Here is an 18633-nt window from a genome sequence, read left to right as displayed (position 1 = left end):
GAAATCTATAGCTACCGATATAACTCAGCCGCATAGCGGCCGGCCGCGGCCGCAGCTAAAAAGCTGAGTGGATCAGCGGTAAAATCTCGCCCCATTGTGCGCAGTGGATAGGGGGAAGAGCTGAGTAATTCTCCCAATCCAGCTGTAGAAACTGCTGCTACTTGCAGCTGCGGATATTTTTCTAGTTCGCGAATCTGCTTTTCTAACTTTTTTTCGATATCTGCTGGGAGCCTAAACTCAGAATTTCCCGCAATTAAATCTGCCCATGCGGGTACCGGTACCCGGCAAGGAGTGGTAACTATCCGCTGCAAGACCTGCATACTGTGATGCGATATCCCGCGATGCCGTTCTCTTTTATCTCCACTCGACATTCGCAATACGCTAATAGGAATTCCCGCTAAAATTCCGGCCGCATTTAAAGCTTCTCCAATCTGGGTTCCGGAAAATCCCCAGCGAGTACCGGTTCCTAAATTTCCAGGGCCTTGTGTGACGATAGTAAAATCTGCTTTCCACACTAAGCGAGCTGCCAGCAAAGCACTATAGATATTTACGGCTTCTAAATCACCACCAAATGCTTGCCCGCAGGAAATAGTGCCGATAATATCTCCCGTATTTTGCAACTGCCAGAGAATTTGTGAAAACCAGACTGGTAAGGCACCTCCGTCGCTCATAATATAGGCAATTCGTGCCGCGGGTTGTTTTTCTTTTATACCCAGCACTATCGCCGGCAAGGCGGAATGTAAATCAGCCGCAATTACCGGCATTCCCATAATAGAATCGGCGTCTTTCAGCTCTTCATAATAAGGGGATTCCTGTTCATCTACTCCCTGTACCATGTACTGCAGCGGCGTATAGCGAGCTTTTACAATATGCCCCGGAGTAGTGGGCGTATCGGCTGGAAGACGCGCGGGGATAGCGATGATAAATAAATAGCCGCCAGTGCCCAAGCCGCGCACTACCGCCGCGCTCGAAAGCAATACTTCTTCTTGTAGCTGCGGTTGACCAACCAAAGGAAAATAGGCTAGAGCACGCGCCGTATTCCCATCTTCTAAAAGAACTTGGTATTCACCAGTTTTTCCCCAAGTACCGAGAACGTCTACAATTTTCCCGCGTCGCCAAAAAATCATATTTCTAGTGTAATCGACTAGAGTATGAACATGGGAGATAACGATATGACCGCTCCGCGCACCGCTAGCGATAGGCGCTATACACTGCGTTGTAAACTAAATGAAGACCACAGCACTCTCGAAGAACTCCTGCGCCTACCGGCCTATCAAGATAAAGAAAAAAGCCTTAGCCAACGGCGGCACTTATTAGAATCTGATATCAGTGTGCTGCGGGAATCTGGAGAAGATTTGCGCGTGCGCCTCGGCGCTCATAACGAAGAAATTTATTGGATCGATAATTCCCATAAAATTACTATTAGCGGCGCTCCTCCTGATCTATCTATTCTTTATAATCTACTAGCGGAAAGTGGCAAAAGTGCCGAAGCAGAATACGCTAGTGCAGCTTTGCAAATTCTACTTTCGGCAAGTAATTTAACAGAAAAGAATACCGCATATCGTATACACCTTCCGCGGGGAAAATATATTTTAGAAATCGCAACGGCGATTGCCCGCCGCCAGCGCATATCCATAAAATACGCGGCCGCATATAATTCTCGCTGTACTCAGCAAATAATAGAACCAGTGCGCATCGAAGCTCACTATGATGCTTTTTATGTACTCGCCTACAAAATAGATAAAAGTACGGCGGAAAATCCGCCCCTGCGTACCTATAAAATTGACCGCATCTTAGAGAAACCACAGCTTTTAGCCGATTCTGCTACTAATACCACCAATTTCGGGAGCGAAAAATCCCGCGGCGCAGATAGCGAGCTAGAAATTATAAATGGTTTTTCTACCTACGATTTCCAAGTACGAGTTAAGAAATCACGCGCTCTACCTCTGCGCGAACTGGCCGCAAAAGTAACTAGTGCTCCCGCTGCTAAAGATGGCAGCGCTCAAGAAGATTTGCATATTTGCCAAATGCAAAAAGAAGATATGTATGAATACCTCGTATTCTACGGCCGAGATGCCCAACTACTCGCGCCACGCGAAATCCGCCAAGATTTCTATGAGCGGCTCCAGCACTTACAGCGTTTAGCTAAAGGAGGAGAAGTATTTACCGCAGCACCTTGCAATCTCACCAATTCTACGGAGTCCAATTCTGTTCCCAGTTCTGCAGCTCCTAAAAGCGCCACGCTTAGCGCCACACCTAAGACCGCGCTTAAGACCACACCTAGCACGGCTTCGATTTCTCAAAGTGCCCCTTTTCCACCGCGCCCAGATAGTAAAAAAGGCGATATTTCTTTAGCGCGCAAACTTTCCATTCTCTACTATTTGCAGGAAAAAGCTACTTCTATCACGCTCCAAGAATTAGCCGACCACTATCAAATATCTTGCGAAAAAATGCATAAAGAACTGCGAGAATTATCTACAGTAGAAATTACGCAAGCCGGGGGATACTGCTCTATTGTGGATTTACAGATTTCTGATGTAGAAAACGCCCGCCCGGATTGCCGCATTAGACTACTGGAAAGCCCAGAACGCACAGATATTTCGCTCAATTTAGTACAGTTAATTACCCTAGTGGCAGTCCTTGATTATTTAGTTAATCTAATTGACCCAGCTGCAGTGCCCAGTCTTTTTCACTTGCGCAATCTGCTTACTTCCAGCGCGGCTGCCCATGGGTATGGGAGCGCGATGTGGCGCCCTCCGCAGATAACGGGCAATCGAGAAGTCTATAAGGTTTTGGAAGCAGCTATTAATAATCGGCAAGAAATCCATTTCACTTATTGGAAAACGCATAGTTCCGGGTACGCTACCAGCAAAGAAGTATCGGGGTTTCCAATTCAGATACAGGTAAAAGATGTTCCTTTACTGCAGGTTTATACCGAGGGATCCTGCCGTAACTATCGTTTAGATCGAATTAGCCAGGCGAAAATGGGCCGCGCCAGTTTATCGAAACGGCAGTATGCGGAGATAAAAACGCAGTTTCGCCGGACTCCTTTACAGTTTCATACCGGGCAGCTGCGTCTTTATGGGCAGGGGAGTATAAAATGGGTAGCAGAGCAAATACCGCAGGCAGTGCTGCTAGATAATGAGCAGGAAACAGTTTTAGAGCTTCCTTTTGCGAATCTGCAGTGGGTGGCGGAGTTACTCATTCGACTCGGAGATGGGGTAGAAAAGATCGCTACTACTACCAGTTTGCTACCATTAGCAGAGAAGGCAGCGGCACTTTTAGATATTTATGAAGAAAGCGAAGCATGATAGGGAAAATTTTAATAATCGGCTTACTTATACTAGCCGTGTATCTGGGAATCTTGCTGCGTAATCTGTGGATTTCGTTTCGGCACTTATTAAAAGCTGCCCACGGTTTCGGCGCCGCATTTTCTACCTACGCCACCCCGCATATAAAAGATTATGTTTCGGAAAGTAATATCTACGAGGAAAAAGAGCGCGCCCGCCAAGCCCACCGCACGCGCCGCGAAATTAAAGATTTACGCGATAGCAAACGGCAGGGGAGATTGGTGAAGGCCACTAACCGCTGGGATACTCAAGTAGCAACCGATTATGATCGCTTCGACGAAACTCATCGGGAAGCTGCCCGCGCTATTAGAGAAAAAAATAAAAAATGAAAATTGGCATTATCTTAAATCCGCAAGCACGCAGTGGCGATCCAAATAAATACCGGCCACTACTAGAAGCTATTGCTGAACGGCACACAGTAGAATTGTGTTGGCTCACCGGCAGCGATGCGCAGCATACCGTGCGAAATGCCCGGCAAGCTGTAGTAGAAAATAGCATCGATGCACTCGTTGCCATGGGTGGTGATGGGATGGTACATCTGGGATTACAGGCGGTGGCGGGCACCGAAATGCCTTTAGGAATTATTGCACTTGGTTCCGGAAACGATATCGCCCGCGAATTTTCTTTACCTATCCACGCTCCAGAGGTAGCGCTTACGCAAATTATTGATGCACTTCGCAATAAAAAAATTCGGGTAATTGATTCGATGAAAATAATTACCCAACACGAGAGTACCTACGCTTTAGCGATTGCTAGCTTTGGGGTAGATGCCGATGTAAATTATCGAACTAATAAATTACGGTGGCCAAAAGGTAATTTACGCTATGTGCGCGCTCTTTTCCCCGCTTTAAGCGCCTATAAGCCCTACGGAGTGCGCATTAGTGTGAATGGAAAGACCGCACAAGGCGATATGCTCTTACTCTGTGTAGCCAATACCCGCTATTTCGGAGGTGGTTTCAATATCGCTCCTACTGCGCGGGTGGACGATGGAAAATTAAATGTCATACTTCTGCGTAGCGTACGTTTTTGGGAACTGGCTCAACTCCTTCCCAAATTACTTTTCCGCCGGCACCTGCAAGATAAACGAGTACACGAAATAATTACCACCAAAATACACGTAGAAGCAGCTAGCGAGGCCGGAATCCATCCACCCCATGTAATGGCAGACGGAGAATATGTGGCAGATTTACCGCTTACGATTAAAGTGTGCCCAAAATCGGTACATCTTATAGTTTAGGAACTAATGGAGAATCTTTTAATTAAAAATTTTCGCGACCGCTACGCCGCCCGCGGGATTTATCTAGATGATTTCCAACTAGAGGCGATTCAGGCGTTAATGCGGGGTGAAGATGTTTTACTAGCTGCTCCTACGGGCGCTGGGAAAACGGTAGTAGCAGAATTTGGCGTGGAATTAGCACTCGCTCGCTCTTTACGCTGTATCTACACCGCCCCAATTAAGGCGCTTTCTAATCAAAAATACCGAGATTTCTGTGCTCAACTCGGAGCAGAATATGTAGGGCTTTTGACGGGAGATACTACCATCAACAGTTCTGCTCCAATTTTAGTAGTCACCACCGAAGTGCTGCGCAATATGCTTTTTCAGCAGGCCGAGCTCATAGCAGAAGTGGGATATGTGGTACTAGATGAAGTGCACTATCTGGCTGATGCAGCGCGCGGGCCCGTATGGGAGGAAATAATTTTACAGCTTCCCAGCTCCTGCCGGCTTATTTCACTTTCTGCGACTGTAGCTAATGTCGATGAATTTTCCCAATGGCTCTCCTCGGTACGGGGGAGAGGTAAAAGTGTAGTTTCTTATACGCGCCCAGTGCCGCTAGAGCAGTTTATGCTGCAGAAAAAAGATTTATATCCAATTTTTCGTGCGAACGGCAATTTTCGCAAAGCAAAAATACAGGAGTTATTGAGCGTAAATAACGCCAAAACAAGAAGGCGGCAGCCGCTGCGTATTGGAGATCGAAAACGCATTATTTCTACGCTGCAATCTGCCCAGTTACTTCCGGCTATTGAATTTATTTTTTCGCGCCGTGGCTGCGATTGCGCAGTAAGTGATTTAGTCGATGCAGGAATTATTTTTACCAACGCAGCTGAACAAAAAGAAATTCGCCGGCACCTAGCTGATTTACGCAACTCTTTAACACCTGCTGACGCCCGAGCAGTTAAATTCAATTTTTGGGCTACCGCATTGACTCGTGGTTTTGGCGCTCATCATGCGGGAATGTTTCCTGCTTTTAAGGAGCTCACTGAGCAGTTGATGGGAGCCGGATTGCTCTCCTTGGTATACGCTACTGGCACCCTCTCTTTGGGAATCGATATGCCGGTGCGCACCGTCGTACTAGAAGAGCTCCGCAAATGGGACGGACAATCCTTCCAAGATCTGACGGCCACTGAATATACCCAGCTAATTGGGCGCGCCGGCCGCCGCGGAAAAGATAGCATCGGGAACGCTATAATAGCCGCTAATAGCAATATCGATATAGCACATCTAGAAAAAATAACTTCTGGAGCTGTTGAGCCACTTCAATCGGCATTTTTCCCTTCCTATAATACGGTAGTAAATCTTATACATAACTACGGTTACTCGGCAGCACGCGAGATAATGGGTGCCTCTTTCGCCCAATTTCAAAAAAATGCTGAATTAGGAGAGTTGCGTGGAAAATTGCGGCGTATACACCGACGCATAGCACAGCTCGAGCCAGAAATAGCAAAGCTTTGCGAGAAGGGCGATTTCCGCAGCTATATACAGTTGCGCCAGCAAGCAGGAAGAGCTTCGAAAGCCTACCGGAAACGCGCAAAGGAAGATTACCGAGCAAAAATTCTGCGCAGCTGGGAAGAAGCAAAAAGTGGATTCCTCTACGCCTACGCCCGCCAGCGCGAATTAGAATATGGCATCGTAATAGCGAAAGAACCGCGCCGCCTCCGGATAATTAATATCTATGGAAAATTAATTTGGCTGGCAGAGCGAGATTTGAGTTCTCATATGCGCTGCTTAGGAAAAATTCCCTTACCTTTCGGAATTTCTTTAAAGAATAGGCAACTACGCAATGAAATTGCCGAAGAAATTTTCGCTATAGCGGGGGAGAGATTAGATTTAGGGAGCGATAGTGACCTTCTCGAATCCTGGAGTCGCTTCAGCGTGCCCGACGAGCCAGAACTCGTGCAAAATCCAGTGCATTCTTGCCCAGATTTGCCAGCGCATATGCGCCAAGGGCAAGAATATATTACTTTGTGCCGCCGTGCCGCGCAGCTGGAGAAGAAAACCGAAAAATTCGCTGATTCCGTGGCTATCCAATTTGACGCCACAGCAGAAGTATTGAAAGAACTAGGATATTTGCAAAAAGCTACGCCAGGTGAGCTAAAGCTAGCTGGGGGAGCGCAGCTTTTACGCGGCATCCATAATGAGCAGGATCTTTTATTAACACTTTCACTCAATGAGGCCGCTCTCGCGCAGCTACAGCCTGCCGAATTTGCCGGTGTTTGTGCCGCATTCCTCGGTGATAGAAGATTAGCGGGAATTGCGCCACACCAAAAAGCGCTACGTGCCGCATGGCAGGCTATTTTACGAAATTACGATTTTCTACACGCGCAAGAAGAAAAGCAGCATTTAGAGCTCACTGCCGAGCCGAACCCCGGCGGTATAGAAGCTTTTTATGCTTGGGCACAGAAAGTTCCTCTCGCAGAAGTATTGGCAGCTTCCCACTTAGAAGTAGGCGATTTTATAAGCGCTGCCCGGAGGCTTTTAGATCTCTTAGGGCAACTCCAAAATGCTGGACACGGATTTTGGCTGGGTGCTAGCGCCCAAGCGGCAATTAAATTAGTGCGGCGTTGGGAATGGCTATAAATATCTCAGTAATTAAAGTCATTCTATCTTGCATATCGGGGGCGCGGATTCTAGGCTAGTGGGTAAGCAATGAATATGTGCAAATAGGCTCCGTTTCTTCACGATAGAAAACGTCATAATGGCGGTCCGAGGTGAAAAACGGAGCTTATTGCTTTAGCTTTTTTGTCGCTTTTTCTAGGTAGAATAGAAAAGTGGTTCGAGCAGTAAGTGCAAAAAATTTCCGCTCCTTTGCCCTAAACACTCTTTTTGCCGGAGTAGGAGGAGCAACTTTCTATGCGGCAAATCCACCCATTGCTTGCTGGCCACTCTCATTTTTTTCACTTGCCTTGCTCTTCCTAATCTCTCTTCATGCCCGCCCCAAAAGCGCTTTTTTATTTGGATGGATCTGGGGAGCTTTCTATTTTTATCTGCTCTTTGACTGGGCCGAAATAGCTGCGTCCTTATTGGCCGCTCGTTTAGCTCTCGCCGCAATCGAAGCTCTTTTCATCGGCTTATGTACATCCTTATGGGTGCTGCTCTACCGCCGGCTATTGCCGCTTAATTTTTCTGCACCGCCTTGGCAGAAGCTGCTTCTTCTCGCCGGAGGCGATTCTCTTCTCTGGGTGGCAACTGAGCAACTACGCAGTGCCGTGCCATACGGAGGAATGCCGTGGGGGAATACAGCTTTTATATTTGTAGATGCTCCTTTACTACATTTAGCACCTTGGGGTTCTATCCAATTAGTTAGTTTTACAGCAGTTTTTATCAGTATTTTACTCGGCTATGCGCTCAAACAACTGCGAGAAAAGCAGGTTTTCCGCAGTGGGAGAGCAGTAGTAGGGGCGGTATTACTGCTCGTGCTACCACTCTTAATACCAAGTGGAGCTGCAGCTACCCAAAATTTGCGCATAGGCATCGTGCAAGGCAATGTACCAGACGTAGCAAAACTAGCGCCAGGGGAGTCGCGAGCACTTATCGTCACCGAAAATCATCTCCAAGCTACCTACCTGATTGCAGATCAAAATCCCGATTTAGTACTTTGGCCAGAATCGGCTTCAGATAGGAATTTTCGCCGTGACTATGCCGCAGGGAAAATGGTAGAAAAAGCGGTAGCAGCTATCGCTCCGGCTCCTTTACTGCTCGGTACGCAGAATTATTTTTCCAATGTACGCACCAATGATTACGTAGCGATTGACGAATCAGGAATTATTGATAGCTACTCCAAACAGCACCCGGTACCTTTCGGCGAGTATCTACCGCTACGTAATTTTATTTCCCGCTTTGTACCAGCTGCCGAAGAAATTTCTACCGATATGGTTCCCGGCTCTGCTCCCGCCCAACTCCAAGTAAAAATTCCTGCTCGCGCTGATCATTCCGCGCAGATGATACAAATTGGCACTCCTATCTGCTTTGAAGTGGCCTATACAAATATTGTGGCGAAAGCAGCGCAAAATTCTCAGCTGCTCGTAGTCCCGACTAATAATGCCTCTTTCGGTAATTCTGGAGAACCTTTGCAGCAATTTGCTATGAGCAGATTTCGTGCTGCCGAACACCAAAAGAGCACTCTGCAAGTATCGACTTCCGGAGTTTCTGGCATAATTACGCCAAACGGAAAGGTACTTTACCAAAGCAAATTAGGCGTATCAGCAGCGCAAATTCAAGAAATTGCGCTGAATTCGCACGTCACTCTTGCCACTAAGAGCTATAAAATCCGCACAATAATCACCTATTTAGGGGGAGTGGCACTGCTTTTCTATATAGTTTTCACCCCCGAGCGGTGGCGCATGCGAAAAGCGAGCAGAAAAAATAAATAGAGAACACCGTAAAAGCTGATTTAGAAAAATAGAAAGTTTCTAAAAAATTCTCTAAAAAGATTCGCTACAACAAAATTCGTTAAGTAAAAACTCTCTAAGCAAAAAACTCGCTAAGAAAAATGCAGAAAATACAGGAGAGAGCAAGCGTATTTTAATAGTGACGCTGATAAAAATTGCCAGAACGCAGCAAATCTAGGCGCTCTTTAAGTAGCGCATCTAATTCCTTCGCTTTACGGCGCTCTAAAAGCATATCCCAATGCGTACGTACCGGTTTTTTCTTCTTTTCGCTCTCCGTACCTTCACCGCTAATTAAATCGGCTTCGGCACCGCATTTGCACTTCCATTTCTGCGGCGCATCGGCTCCCAGAGTAAAGGAGAGCATAAAATCATGCCCATTTTCGCACTGATAATGCTCTTCTCGGCGCTCTACAAAAGCAACGCCGATATCTGACTCCAAAGAGTTGGTGCCAATTTTCATTCCTCGCAGAGAGCGCTCAGCCATAAAACCTACTTTTCGAAAAAATAATTGCATAACTATAATAGCTTATCTAGGCAAAAATTGCTTTGTGCAGAGAGCTACACAAGCTTGTACCTTACAGATTTTCGGCTCTTTGCAAATCTTTCCGCCAAAGCTTTTCCCACCCAGTCTCATATATGAGTTTAAGGATCTTCTATCTGAGCATTGCTATTTCTTCACTATTGGCTAAATCCTAGTTATTGAGGCAGTTCCACCCAATTCCCCTCAATCCGATAATGTACATTATGTCAAATTAGCGCATGAGAATAAACCTGCTGCTAGTAACTTAGATTCACCTTTAGAGATACTCCTCCTCTCTTATGCAGAAAGGAGAACTTTCAAAGTGCTCTGATAACCATACCGAGCTAGATACTATACCGAACTAAATAGCCTGTATTTTTGCCGCACGGCGCGCAGCTAATTCATCTACCACCGGTGAATTTTCTAAACTCTCCGTCTCCAGATGAGAAAGAGAGCCCGCCACATCGCTCCACACTTTATTAATCGCGATTCCAAATACGCCTTGCCCACCCTGTATCAAATCGATTACCTCGTCATTACTGGTACATAGATACACCGAGGCTCCATCGGACATAAGAGTAATACTGGCTAAGTCTTCTACCCCATACTCAGCTAATTGCTCAATAGCTAGACGCATTTGCTGGAGGGAAACACCCGTATCTAAAAGCCGCTTTACGAGCTTTAACACTAATACATCTCGGAAGGAATATAGACGCTGAGATCCAGAACCAGTAGCCGAGCGCACGCTCGGCACTACCAAGCCAGTACGATCCCAGTAATCGAGCTGCCGATAAGTAATTCCAATAGCGCGGCACACTGCCGGACCCCGATAGCCGGTCATCGTATCAATATCCGGTAATCTATCTCCAAACAGCATAGGCTGAATACGCTGCGGACGGGCCTCACTATTAGCCATATTTTCGCTCACCCGAACCTCCTCCGATATTTACCTTTCCAGCCTAGAGCTATTTATCGAAAAACTCAACGATTAGACTTTAAGAAAATTGGCGTGTCGCACCTGCGTTTCTTAAAGCTGTATTTTAAGTTTTAGCGAAGTTCGATATCGAGATTCTCCAATAGCTGAGCTCGATAATAATTGCTGAGTGCGGCTGAAATCTCGGCAGTGTCAGCCAAAGCGCGCTCTCTTGCCAGTGGAGATTTGCGCGCCCGTTCAATTGCCAAAGAGTTTAGAATCGCTACCGCATGGCTCCGAGCTCCGTTGCGCACAGCTTTCAAAAAACGAATATCTACTCCTCGCTCTTCCAATATTTGTGCATAGCGCACCAAATCTATGGACTGCGCAGTCAGCCTCCCCCGCGCATCCGCGCTTAATAAGCCGGCATTCAGATATTCTTCAAGTTTGGCGATTGAAACTCCCGTCAGGGTAGCCAATTCCTCTTTATGTAGGCGGGTACCGGGGCGAGGAGCTGCTATTTCTTTATCTCCCAGAGCGCGCATTTTTCCGGGGTGCTCATTGACCACTTCCCCACTATCAAGCTGGCGCAACATCTCTTTGATTTGTGGCAAATTTAGATAACGATCGCGCTGTTCGCCTAAAATAAAGCGCAAGCGCTCCACATCAGCAGGAGAAAATTGCCGTTGATTCGAAGCTGTGCGTTGTGGGTGCAACAAACCTTGGCTTTCAAAATAGCGAATTTTTGAAGCCGCTAGAAAAGGAAATTCCGCTTTGAGAATTCCCAACACCTCACCTATTTTCAGATAAGCATCGTGCGATACGGCTTGCGGCCAATAAGAAGATAGAGCTACCTCAGCGGCAGCCTGCTGTGCAGGAAGAATCATTGCGCCGCCCGCGGAGATAAGAAGAAAGTGAATTGATATTTCCCAATACGCACTTCATCACCGTTATTTAGCGGAGCTTCTTCTACTATCTCTTGATTCAGATACGTACCATTCAGTGAGCCCTTATCACGCACGAAGAAACCCTCCGGGGTACGTAAAAAAACTACGTGCCGGCGCGACACTGTGACGTCGTCCAAGAAAATATCTGATTTAGGATGACGCCCTGCGGTGGTCTCCGCCGCATTGAGCAAGAAACGGGCTCCTGCATTCGGCCCCCGGCGTGCAATTAGTAACGCAGAATCAGCCGGCAGGGCATCTATAGAAGCAAGATCATCCGCATCTAAACCGCGCACGGGCAAAGGCGCTTCCGGCTCCCGAAAAATACCGGAAAACCGGGAAGTAGCAGGAGAATTGGAAAATTCAGCATCGTCGTTAAGATTAAAATCTACACCGCTCATTCCGCTCTCCTCCTAATACTTAGCCTCCCCCTACTTTATCGCAAGTAGCCCTGAAATGAGAAGGCGATAGAGAATTTCGCACTAGTAATTTTCTTTTCCCTTTCGCAATCCACTGGCAAAATTTTCTTCTGCAATTCTCTTCCGCAATTTTCACCGCCGCCCGCGCAGCTTTTGGAACTTAGCGCAGTTTTTGCTACTATTTATATTCGTCGATATGAAAATATCCGGGCTATGGCGCAGTTTGGTAGCGCACTTGACTGGGGGTCAAGGGGTCGTGGGTTCAAATCCCGCTAGCCCGACGAAAAGCCCAGAATCTCCGCGCTGGAGATTCTGGGCTTCGTCATTTACTACTCATATCGCGCGGAATCTCGATGAAAATCTGAAATCCACAGTTTTAGTCTTTTATTTCCGTTTAATCTTTTATGTCTGCTTAATCTTTCTTCCGCCGTTGCCGCTCCCGCACCGATATTTCTATCGGAGTGCCAGAAAAACCAAACTCATCCCGCAAGCGATGCGCTAAGAAACGCCGGTAGCCATGATCCATAAAGCCAGTGGTAAAAAAGACGAAACGAGGTGGGCGGCTCTCTACCTGCGTAGCGAATAATAAACGCGGTTGCTTTCCTCCCCGTACGGGATGTGGATTTGCGGCTGCCACTTCACTGAGAAAAGAGTTTAATTTCGCAGTAGCAATTCGTTTATCCCACGATTCTAAGGCACGCCGCATTGCTGCAGCGATTCTGTTCGTATGCCAACCGGTAGCAGCAGAGATATTGACGCGCTCCACCCATTCCATCTGCACTAATTCTGCTTCTAATTCTCGATTTAACTCCGCTTGCCGCTCTTCATCTACTAGATCCCATTTATTGCAGACCAGAACCATGGCTCGCCCCGCATCCACTACCTGCTGCATGATCCGAATATCTTGCTCAGTGAGTTCTTGTGCGGCGTCTATCAACACTAAAGCTAATTCCGCTTTTTCGATTGCTCCCTGGGTGCGCAAAGAAGCATAATAATCTGCCCCTTTGGCGAGGTGCACGCGCCGGCGAATTCCCGCGGTATCTACTAATATCCAGTCTTCCCCGTCAAGATTTATAAATTCATCCACCGGATCTCGAGTAGTGCCAGCTAAATCGTCTACTACTACTCGATTTTCACCAGCTAATTTATTGAGCAGAGAAGATTTACCTACATTAGGTTTTCCCACAAGGGCAATGCGCCGCGGTGCTTCGCTACTATATATAGCCGGAGCTGTCTTAGCTGCGGGCAATACTGCCAGCGCAGCGTCTAACAGTTCTCCAATCCCCCGCCCGTGCAGAGCTGAAATAGGATAGGGCTCTCCCAGCCCCATCCCCCACAGCAGCGCCACTTCGGCTTCTTGCTTAGGAGAATCTACTTTATTTGCCGCTAAAATTACCGGTTTAGCGGATTTACGAATAATTTCCACAATTCTATCGTCAGTAGCGGTATCTCCTACCGTCGCATCTACTACCAGCACGAGAGCATCGGCAGCCGCAATTGCATATTCCGCTTGGAGAGATACCGAGCGGTCAATATCTGCATCACTCACTTCCCAACCGCCAGTATCCATAAGAATGAATTTGCGGCCATTCCACTCCGCAGGATAGCGTACCCGATCGCGCGTCACCCCTGGCTGATCTTCTACAATCGCCAGGCGCTGCCCTAAAATTCTATTTACTAAGGTAGATTTCCCCACATTGGCGCGGCCAATAATTGCTAATACCGGCAGCTCCATCGGCACTGGAGAATCAGTTGGAGCGGTATCTGTATCCAGTAATTGGTAATCCTCTACCGCTAAATCATATTCCGCCAGAATTGATTTCTGCAGTGCTTCCTGCTGCACATAAGCAGCCGAAGTTTCTTCAGCTGAGTTTCGTTCCGCCATTTTTACCTTTCGGAAGCAGTTTTTCGATTTCCGCTACCACTTCATCCACGCTCAAATTTGATGAATCAATACTATACACTCCCGGAGCTGCCTGCAGAAACTTAGTAACTTTCGAATCTTTACGATCTCGATTCACCACTTCTGCCCGGGTGGCCGCTAAATTTTCTGCATCAATGCTGCCGCGCACTTCCAAAGCCCGCCGCCGGAGCCGGGCCGCTTCCGAAGCCGTAAGTAATACCCGCACTGGAGCATCTGGAGCTACCTCGGTAGTTATATCTCTACCTTCTGCTACGATCCCCCGCCCTTGCGCATATGGGGCAGAATTATTTCCTGCGCCGCTTTCTGCTTCAATAAGTTGGCGTTGCTTAGCTTTTAGAATTGCCCGCACGGCCAGATTACTAGATACCTGAGAAACTACTCGCGTGAGCTCCGGGGTGCGAATCGCCTCCGTAATATCTATTCCCGCACAAAAAAACTGCTGTTGACGCGGATCTAAGTTGATTTGCAGTGGCATATTTTCCACCACCTGTGCCACGGCCTGGGTATCCGCTAAATCTACTTGCTGATGTTGTGCCCACCACGCAGCAGCTCGATAAATAGCGCCGGTATCTAAATAGGCAAGATGATGGCGAAATGCGAGCTCCTTCGCCACCGTAGATTTACCTGAACCCGAAGGCCCGTCGATTGCTATTACGAGAGAATCCGGAGCAAGTTGCTTCCGCAGCAAAGTTTTTTGCTCTTCTTTCATCACATATCTACCATCTGCATAAGTGCTCCCAACTCGGAGCCACCGATTATTCTATATTGCCCAGGTTTTAATCTTCCCGCCGTGATATTAGCAAAACGCACCCGCACCAATTCCATAACTGGATGGCCAACTTCTTCCATCAGCCGGCGCACAATTCGATTTTTCCCCGAATGCAGCGTAATTTCAACGATTGAATTGCGGCGAGCTGCTTCTTTTAATACGAAAGAATCCACATTTTGCATTCCATCTTCTAGCTGCACCCCCGCTTCCAGAACTTTCCCTAATCCGCGCGTGACTTGCCCTTCCACCCGCGCAATATAAGTCTTAGGAATTTCATAAGAAGGATGTGTAAGACGATGCGCTAGTTCACCGTCGTTGGTAAGTAAAATTATCCCTTCCGTATCAATATCTAGCCGCCCCACATGGAAAAGACGTTCCGGGCGATCATCTAAATAATCTGCAAGGGTTTTCCGGCCTTGATCATCACTCATAGTAGATACGACGCGCGGAGGTTTGTAGAAAGCAATAGTTACTTTTTCTAAATCACCTTGTACCGGCACCCCGTCTACCTTTATTTGAGCACTTCTGGGGTCTACGCGCATGCCAAGCTGGCGTACAATCACTCCGTTTACTTCTACGCGGCCTTGCTCCATTAAAGCTTCACAATGCCGCCGCGAACCCACTCCCGCATGGGCGAGTACTTTCTGAAGGCGCTCCCCTTGGGCATCAAAAATTTCCTGCTCTGCTCTACTCATAATATTTCTTTCTCTACCTCTTCTAAATTTTCTTCATCGGGTAAATACGGAGCTAAATCCGGCAATTCTGCCAAGGAATTCATACCCATTTTTTCCAAAAAATACGCAGTCGTAATATATAGCCCAGCCCCTGTATCGGCAGTGGCACCTGCTTGCTCTATTAAATCCCGCGCCAAGAGCGTCCGGAGCACCGAATCCACGTTTACCCCGCGGATAGCGGCTATCTGGGCCCGCGTCACTGGCTGCCGGTAGGCAATAACTGCAAGAGTTTCCAAAGCTGGTATAGAAAGTTTATTAACTTTTCCAGCAGTAATATACTTTCCAACTATTTCTCCGTAGCGCGGATGAGAATAAAATCTCCATCCCCCACCGCTTTCCCGCAGTTGAAAACCACGTGGATAAGGGGAATCTTCGGTATAAGAACGTGCTAATTCACTGAGGAGCTGCTGCGTCTCCGCTTCACTTATATCTAAAGATGCTGCTAATTGCGCCAGCGGTATCGGATTTTCCGCCACCATCAGCACCGCCTCTAAAGCTCCTTTATAAAAAGAAAAATCTTCAGGCATTTCTCGCTCCTTCATCTACTCCCGCAACGGCTCTCTCAGCTACTTCTTCATCTACCTCTACCTCAGCTTTTTCTGCCGCTTCGCTAGCTACTCCGGCAGCTGCCCCGTTCCCAGTGCTATTAGTTGCACCAGCCTCTTCCAGCCGCGAAATAAACAGCGGAGCTAAGGGAGATTCCTGCGTCACTTCGATTTCTTGTGCACGTAAGAGTTCCAAAATAGCTAGAAAACGCGAAACTATGGTCTGAGTAGTCATTGCTCCTGCGCAGAGCTGCAAAAAAGTAATTTTTTCTCCCCGCGGAAGCTGCGTACGAATATATTCTATCTGACTGTGCACTGATACAAGCGGCGCATGGAGATGCCGCAAGTCCACTTCCGGAGCCTTGCGCGAGAGTGCCCGTGCCGCGAGAGCAGCCAATCCACTCGCATCTATCTCTAGTTGCAATTCCGGTAAAAGTTTTTGAAATTGCGGCTCTAGCCGCACCCATCGCGGAATATAACGAGATTCTCGGTCAAGACGGTTGGCCATATCCTGCGCCGCCTCTTTAAAAGCGCGATATTGGAGGAGCTTTGCAAAAAGCAAATCCCGCTCTTCCAGCAATTCTAAATCTTCTGCTTCGCTTTCTTCTTTTGGTAAAAGCCGCGCCGCCTTTAAAGCTAATAACGTGGCAGCCACTACTAAAAATTCCGAAGTGACCGATAAATCTAATTCTTCTTGCTCTTTTACAAAAGCAATAAATTCGTCGGTTACTTGCGCCAAAGCCACCTCAGTAATATCGAGCTTGCGCCGAGCAATTAGGGAGAGCAACACTTCAAAAGGGCCAGCAAATACGTCTAAATCTACCGCAAATACTTCCGGCGGCGCCGGCGAAAAAAGAGAAGGAGCGCTATCCATGGTTAATGACTATATCTGCTCAAGCAGATGCTCCCCGGTAAATGAGCTCCCGAGCTAAGCGTTTATATGCTTTTGCTCCACTATGACTGGGTGCATAAGTGGTTATCGGTTCCGCGGCAATAGTAGCATCCGGGAACTTTACAGTGCGCGAAATCTGCGTATCGAAGACTTTATCTCCAAAACGCTCCCGCACTAGCTCAATCACTTCCCGCGAATGCAGAGTCCGGCTATCTACCATCGTCAATAGTACTCCATCTAATGTAAGACGGGGATTCAACCGATCTTGTACGCGCTCAATCTGATCCACTAATAGCGCTACTCCCCGCATAGCGAAAAATTCTGCTCCCAAAGGAATAATCACCCCGTGGGCGGCGGTGAGCGCATTGACGGTAAGGAGCCCTAAAGACGGCTGGCAATCGATAATTATTACATCGTAATCAGCTTCGACACTGCGCAGCACTCGGCTTAAAGACTGCTCGCGCGCTACTTCGTTAATGAGCTGAATTTCTGCAGCAGATAATTCGATATTGGCTGGCACTAAATCCAAATTAGCCACTTCGGTAGGATGAATAATTTCCCGCACATTTGGCTTAGCTGCCAAGAGTTCATTATAGATAGTGCGCTCTAAGCCCATTGCATTTACGCCCAACCCAGCCGAAGCAGCACCCTGCGGATCAAAATCTACCAGCAATACTTTTCGCCCATAATCGGCCAGCGCCGCAGCCAGATTAATAGAAGTAGTAGTCTTACCCACTCCCCCTTTTTGGTTACACATGGCGATAATACGCCCGGGGCCGTGGGTAGATAGTTCGGGAGGGAGCGGAAAATCCGCCCCTGGATTAAGTTCGGTAAAGATATCTGTTTGTTCAGCGCTCACGATACTAATCTACCTGAATTTTTCACGCTGAACATCCTCGCGGGCGCGTGGGTGGGAACTTACATAAACTTCCCGAATAGTTTCGGGAGTGACGCGGGTATAAATCTGGGTAGTTGCCACCGAAGCGTGCCCTAGCATTTCCTGGACTACGCGGATATCAGCTCCACCCTGTAGCAGGTGGGTAGCGAAAGAATGGCGAAAACTGTGCGGAGTTATTTCCTTAATATCAGCTTTTTCTCCATACTCTTTAATTATTCCCCAAGCAGACTGCCTAGAAAGTGGATTTCCCCGCTTATTAAGGAAGATAAAGCTATTGCCTTTGCCGCGCCGCGCTAATTCCGGGCGACCCCGCACGAGATATGCTGACAGTGCCGCTTGTGCATAGGATCCGAGCGGTACAATTCTCTCTTTGCGCCCTTTCCCGAATAGACGCACTAATTTATTTTCCATATCCAGATCATCAGGAGTTAACCGCACCGCCTCCGAGATACGCGCTCCACTGGAGTAAAGAAATTCTAAAAGTGCCTGGTCGCGCAAGGCCACTACATCGTCTCCCCTAGCTGCTAGATCCAAAATTTTTTGTACTTCCCCTACGGTGAGCGCTTTCGGCAAACGCTTCGGAAGTTTTGGCGGAGTTACCTCGGCAGCTGGATCACTAGCGCAGATACCTTCCGTTAATAAAAAGGAGTGTAAACCCCGAACTGCCGCCAAAATTCTATTTACCGAAGAAATAGCTTTTGCGGGATGATTTTTTTGGGGAATGCGTAGATATTCTACAAAAGCCGCTATTTGCTCAGAGTTTATCTCCGAAAAGTTCTGCACTCCCTGCCTGGATAGATACTCTAAATATTTTTCTAAATCACTGCGGTAGGCAGCGAGAGTATTTGGAGAAAGTGAACGTTCAATCTGCAGATGCGCTAAGTACTCGCGCACGCTTTGCAGCAGTTTAGGAGAAATAGCAGCTTTACTACCAGCTAATTCCGGCATATTTACTCCCTCTGTCATTTTCCGTGGTACGCCCCACAGATGCGTGGCGCGCCCCACAAATCTTCGTAAAGACAATGTATCCTTGTAGTGTATCTCTTTCATATTTTATT

17 protein-coding genes and 1 tRNA gene are annotated in these 18633 nt (G+C 47.5%); 6 read left to right on the top strand and 12 right to left on the bottom strand.

Annotation, left to right across the window (positions count from 1 at the left end; translation table 11 throughout):
* Positions 1 to 11: 11 nt before the first annotated feature.
* Entirely contained in the window at positions 12 to 1127 is a 1116-nt protein-coding gene (locus BQ7117_RS04435; protein ID WP_073996382.1) for a DUF3866 family protein, read from the bottom strand.
* A 30-nt stretch (positions 1128 to 1157) separates the two neighbouring features.
* Between BQ7117_RS04435 and BQ7117_RS04430 the strand changes: the two genes are divergently transcribed.
* The 5 genes from BQ7117_RS04430 to lnt all read left to right on the top strand — a co-directional run bounded on the left by BQ7117_RS04430 (position 1158) and on the right by lnt (position 8999).
* Positions 1158 to 3311 (top strand): WYL domain-containing protein, encoded by a 2154-nt coding sequence (locus BQ7117_RS04430; RefSeq protein WP_073996381.1) that lies wholly within the window; start codon positions 1158 to 1160, stop codon positions 3309 to 3311.
* On the top strand, positions 3308 to 3679 hold the full coding sequence (locus tag BQ7117_RS04425) for a hypothetical protein (RefSeq protein WP_073996380.1): 372 nt from the start codon (positions 3308 to 3310) through the stop codon (positions 3677 to 3679). Before BQ7117_RS04430 ends, BQ7117_RS04425 begins: the two co-directional genes overlap by 4 nt.
* The gene (locus tag BQ7117_RS04420) at positions 3676 to 4587 is read left to right on the top strand and encodes a diacylglycerol/lipid kinase family protein (protein ID WP_073996379.1); all 912 of its coding nucleotides are present in this window, start codon (positions 3676 to 3678) and stop codon (positions 4585 to 4587) included. Before BQ7117_RS04425 ends, BQ7117_RS04420 begins: the two co-directional genes overlap by 4 nt.
* 6 nt (positions 4588 to 4593) lie before the next feature.
* The gene (locus tag BQ7117_RS04415; protein ID WP_073996378.1) at positions 4594 to 7206 is read left to right on the top strand and encodes a DEAD/DEAH box helicase; all 2613 of its coding nucleotides are present in this window, start codon (positions 4594 to 4596) and stop codon (positions 7204 to 7206) included.
* Positions 7207 to 7397: 191 nt separating this feature from the next.
* Positions 7398 to 8999, top strand: coding sequence for an apolipoprotein N-acyltransferase (gene lnt / locus BQ7117_RS04410; protein ID WP_073996377.1), 1602 nt, complete (start codon positions 7398 to 7400; stop codon positions 8997 to 8999).
* 151 nt (positions 9000 to 9150) lie between these two features.
* On the opposite strand, the gene BQ7117_RS04405 is transcribed toward lnt, so the two are convergent.
* The 4 genes from BQ7117_RS04405 to BQ7117_RS04390 form a co-directional block, all read right to left on the bottom strand.
* The gene (locus BQ7117_RS04405; RefSeq protein WP_073996991.1) at positions 9151 to 9501 is read right to left on the bottom strand and encodes an RNA polymerase-binding protein RbpA; all 351 of its coding nucleotides are present in this window, start codon (positions 9499 to 9501) and stop codon (positions 9151 to 9153) included.
* Between the two features lie 397 nt (positions 9502 to 9898).
* Positions 9899 to 10465, bottom strand: a complete 567-nt coding sequence (locus BQ7117_RS04400; RefSeq protein WP_073996376.1) for a MerR family transcriptional regulator — start codon at positions 10463 to 10465, stop codon at positions 9899 to 9901.
* Between the two features lie 119 nt (positions 10466 to 10584).
* Positions 10585 to 11337: a transcriptional regulator FtsR gene (ftsR, locus tag BQ7117_RS04395; RefSeq protein WP_073996375.1), complete on the bottom strand. Its 753-nt coding sequence runs from the start codon at positions 11335 to 11337 to the stop codon at positions 10585 to 10587.
* The gene (locus BQ7117_RS04390; RefSeq protein WP_073996374.1) at positions 11334 to 11795 is read right to left on the bottom strand and encodes an FHA domain-containing protein; all 462 of its coding nucleotides are present in this window, start codon (positions 11793 to 11795) and stop codon (positions 11334 to 11336) included. Before BQ7117_RS04390 ends, ftsR begins: the two co-directional genes overlap by 4 nt.
* 225 nt (positions 11796 to 12020) lie before the next feature.
* On the opposite strand from BQ7117_RS04390, the gene BQ7117_RS04385 reads away from it, so the two are divergent.
* Positions 12021 to 12094: transfer RNA gene (locus tag BQ7117_RS04385), tRNA-Pro, on the top strand.
* Between the two features lie 131 nt (positions 12095 to 12225).
* Here BQ7117_RS04385 and der read toward each other — a convergent pair.
* The 7 genes from der to xerD are packed head-to-tail and all read right to left on the bottom strand — an operon-like array spanning position 12226 to position 18625.
* The gene (gene der / locus BQ7117_RS04380) at positions 12226 to 13698 is read right to left on the bottom strand and encodes a ribosome biogenesis GTPase Der (RefSeq protein WP_073996373.1); all 1473 of its coding nucleotides are present in this window, start codon (positions 13696 to 13698) and stop codon (positions 12226 to 12228) included.
* A complete protein-coding gene (gene cmk, locus BQ7117_RS04375; protein ID WP_073996372.1) occupies positions 13676 to 14446 on the bottom strand; it encodes a (d)CMP kinase in 771 nt (256 codons plus the stop codon). The genes der and cmk overlap by 23 nt, the downstream gene beginning before the upstream one ends.
* On the bottom strand, positions 14446 to 15201 hold the full coding sequence (locus BQ7117_RS04370; RefSeq protein WP_073996371.1) for a pseudouridine synthase: 756 nt from the start codon (positions 15199 to 15201) through the stop codon (positions 14446 to 14448). The genes cmk and BQ7117_RS04370 overlap by 1 nt, the downstream gene beginning before the upstream one ends.
* Positions 15198 to 15767 (bottom strand): SMC-Scp complex subunit ScpB, encoded by a 570-nt coding sequence (scpB, locus tag BQ7117_RS04365; RefSeq protein WP_073996990.1) that lies wholly within the window; start codon positions 15765 to 15767, stop codon positions 15198 to 15200. Before scpB ends, BQ7117_RS04370 begins: the two co-directional genes overlap by 4 nt.
* Positions 15760 to 16659 (bottom strand): segregation and condensation protein A, encoded by a 900-nt coding sequence (locus BQ7117_RS04360; protein WP_073996370.1) that lies wholly within the window; start codon positions 16657 to 16659, stop codon positions 15760 to 15762. Before BQ7117_RS04360 ends, scpB begins: the two co-directional genes overlap by 8 nt.
* A 19-nt stretch (positions 16660 to 16678) precedes the next feature.
* On the bottom strand, positions 16679 to 17536 hold the full coding sequence (locus BQ7117_RS04355; RefSeq protein WP_073996369.1) for a ParA family protein: 858 nt from the start codon (positions 17534 to 17536) through the stop codon (positions 16679 to 16681).
* 9 nt (positions 17537 to 17545) lie between these two features.
* Positions 17546 to 18625 (bottom strand): site-specific tyrosine recombinase XerD, encoded by a 1080-nt coding sequence (xerD, locus tag BQ7117_RS04350; RefSeq protein WP_337189421.1) that lies wholly within the window; start codon positions 18623 to 18625, stop codon positions 17546 to 17548.
* Positions 18626 to 18633 lie beyond the last annotated feature (8 nt).

The organism is Arcanobacterium urinimassiliense, from assembly GCF_900119495.1.
GTDB classification, from domain to species: Bacteria; Actinomycetota; Actinomycetes; order Actinomycetales; family Actinomycetaceae; genus Arcanobacterium_A; species Arcanobacterium_A urinimassiliense.
Note: the sequence above shows the minus strand (reverse complement) of the source record. Positions and strands in the feature narration are given on the sequence as shown.

Coding starts and splice junctions, on each gene's coding strand:
- BQ7117_RS04435 (WP_073996382.1), bottom strand. CDS start 1,127: ATGATTTTTTGGCGACGCGGGAAAATTGTAGACGTTCTCGGTACTTGG.
- BQ7117_RS04430 (WP_073996381.1), top strand. CDS start 1,158: ATGGGAGATAACGATATGACCGCTCCGCGCACCGCTAGCGATAGGCGC.
- BQ7117_RS04425 (WP_073996380.1), top strand. CDS start 3,308: ATGATAGGGAAAATTTTAATAATCGGCTTACTTATACTAGCCGTGTAT.
- BQ7117_RS04420 (WP_073996379.1), top strand. CDS start 3,676: ATGAAAATTGGCATTATCTTAAATCCGCAAGCACGCAGTGGCGATCCA.
- BQ7117_RS04415 (WP_073996378.1), top strand. CDS start 4,594: ATGGAGAATCTTTTAATTAAAAATTTTCGCGACCGCTACGCCGCCCGC.
- BQ7117_RS04405 (WP_073996991.1), bottom strand. CDS start 9,501: ATGGCTGAGCGCTCTCTGCGAGGAATGAAAATTGGCACCAACTCTTTG.
- ftsR (WP_073996375.1), bottom strand. CDS start 11,337: ATGATTCTTCCTGCACAGCAGGCTGCCGCTGAGGTAGCTCTATCTTCT.
- BQ7117_RS04390 (WP_073996374.1), bottom strand. CDS start 11,795: ATGAGCGGTGTAGATTTTAATCTTAACGACGATGCTGAATTTTCCAAT.
- der (WP_073996373.1), bottom strand. CDS start 13,698: ATGGCGGAACGAAACTCAGCTGAAGAAACTTCGGCTGCTTATGTGCAG.
- cmk (WP_073996372.1), bottom strand. CDS start 14,446: ATGAAAGAAGAGCAAAAAACTTTGCTGCGGAAGCAACTTGCTCCGGAT.
- BQ7117_RS04370 (WP_073996371.1), bottom strand. CDS start 15,201: ATGAGTAGAGCAGAGCAGGAAATTTTTGATGCCCAAGGGGAGCGCCTT.
- scpB (WP_073996990.1), bottom strand. CDS start 15,767: ATGCCTGAAGATTTTTCTTTTTATAAAGGAGCTTTAGAGGCGGTGCTG.
- BQ7117_RS04360 (WP_073996370.1), bottom strand. CDS start 16,659: ATGGATAGCGCTCCTTCTCTTTTTTCGCCGGCGCCGCCGGAAGTATTT.
- xerD (WP_337189421.1), bottom strand. CDS start 18,625: ATGAAAGAGATACACTACAAGGATACATTGTCTTTACGAAGATTTGTG.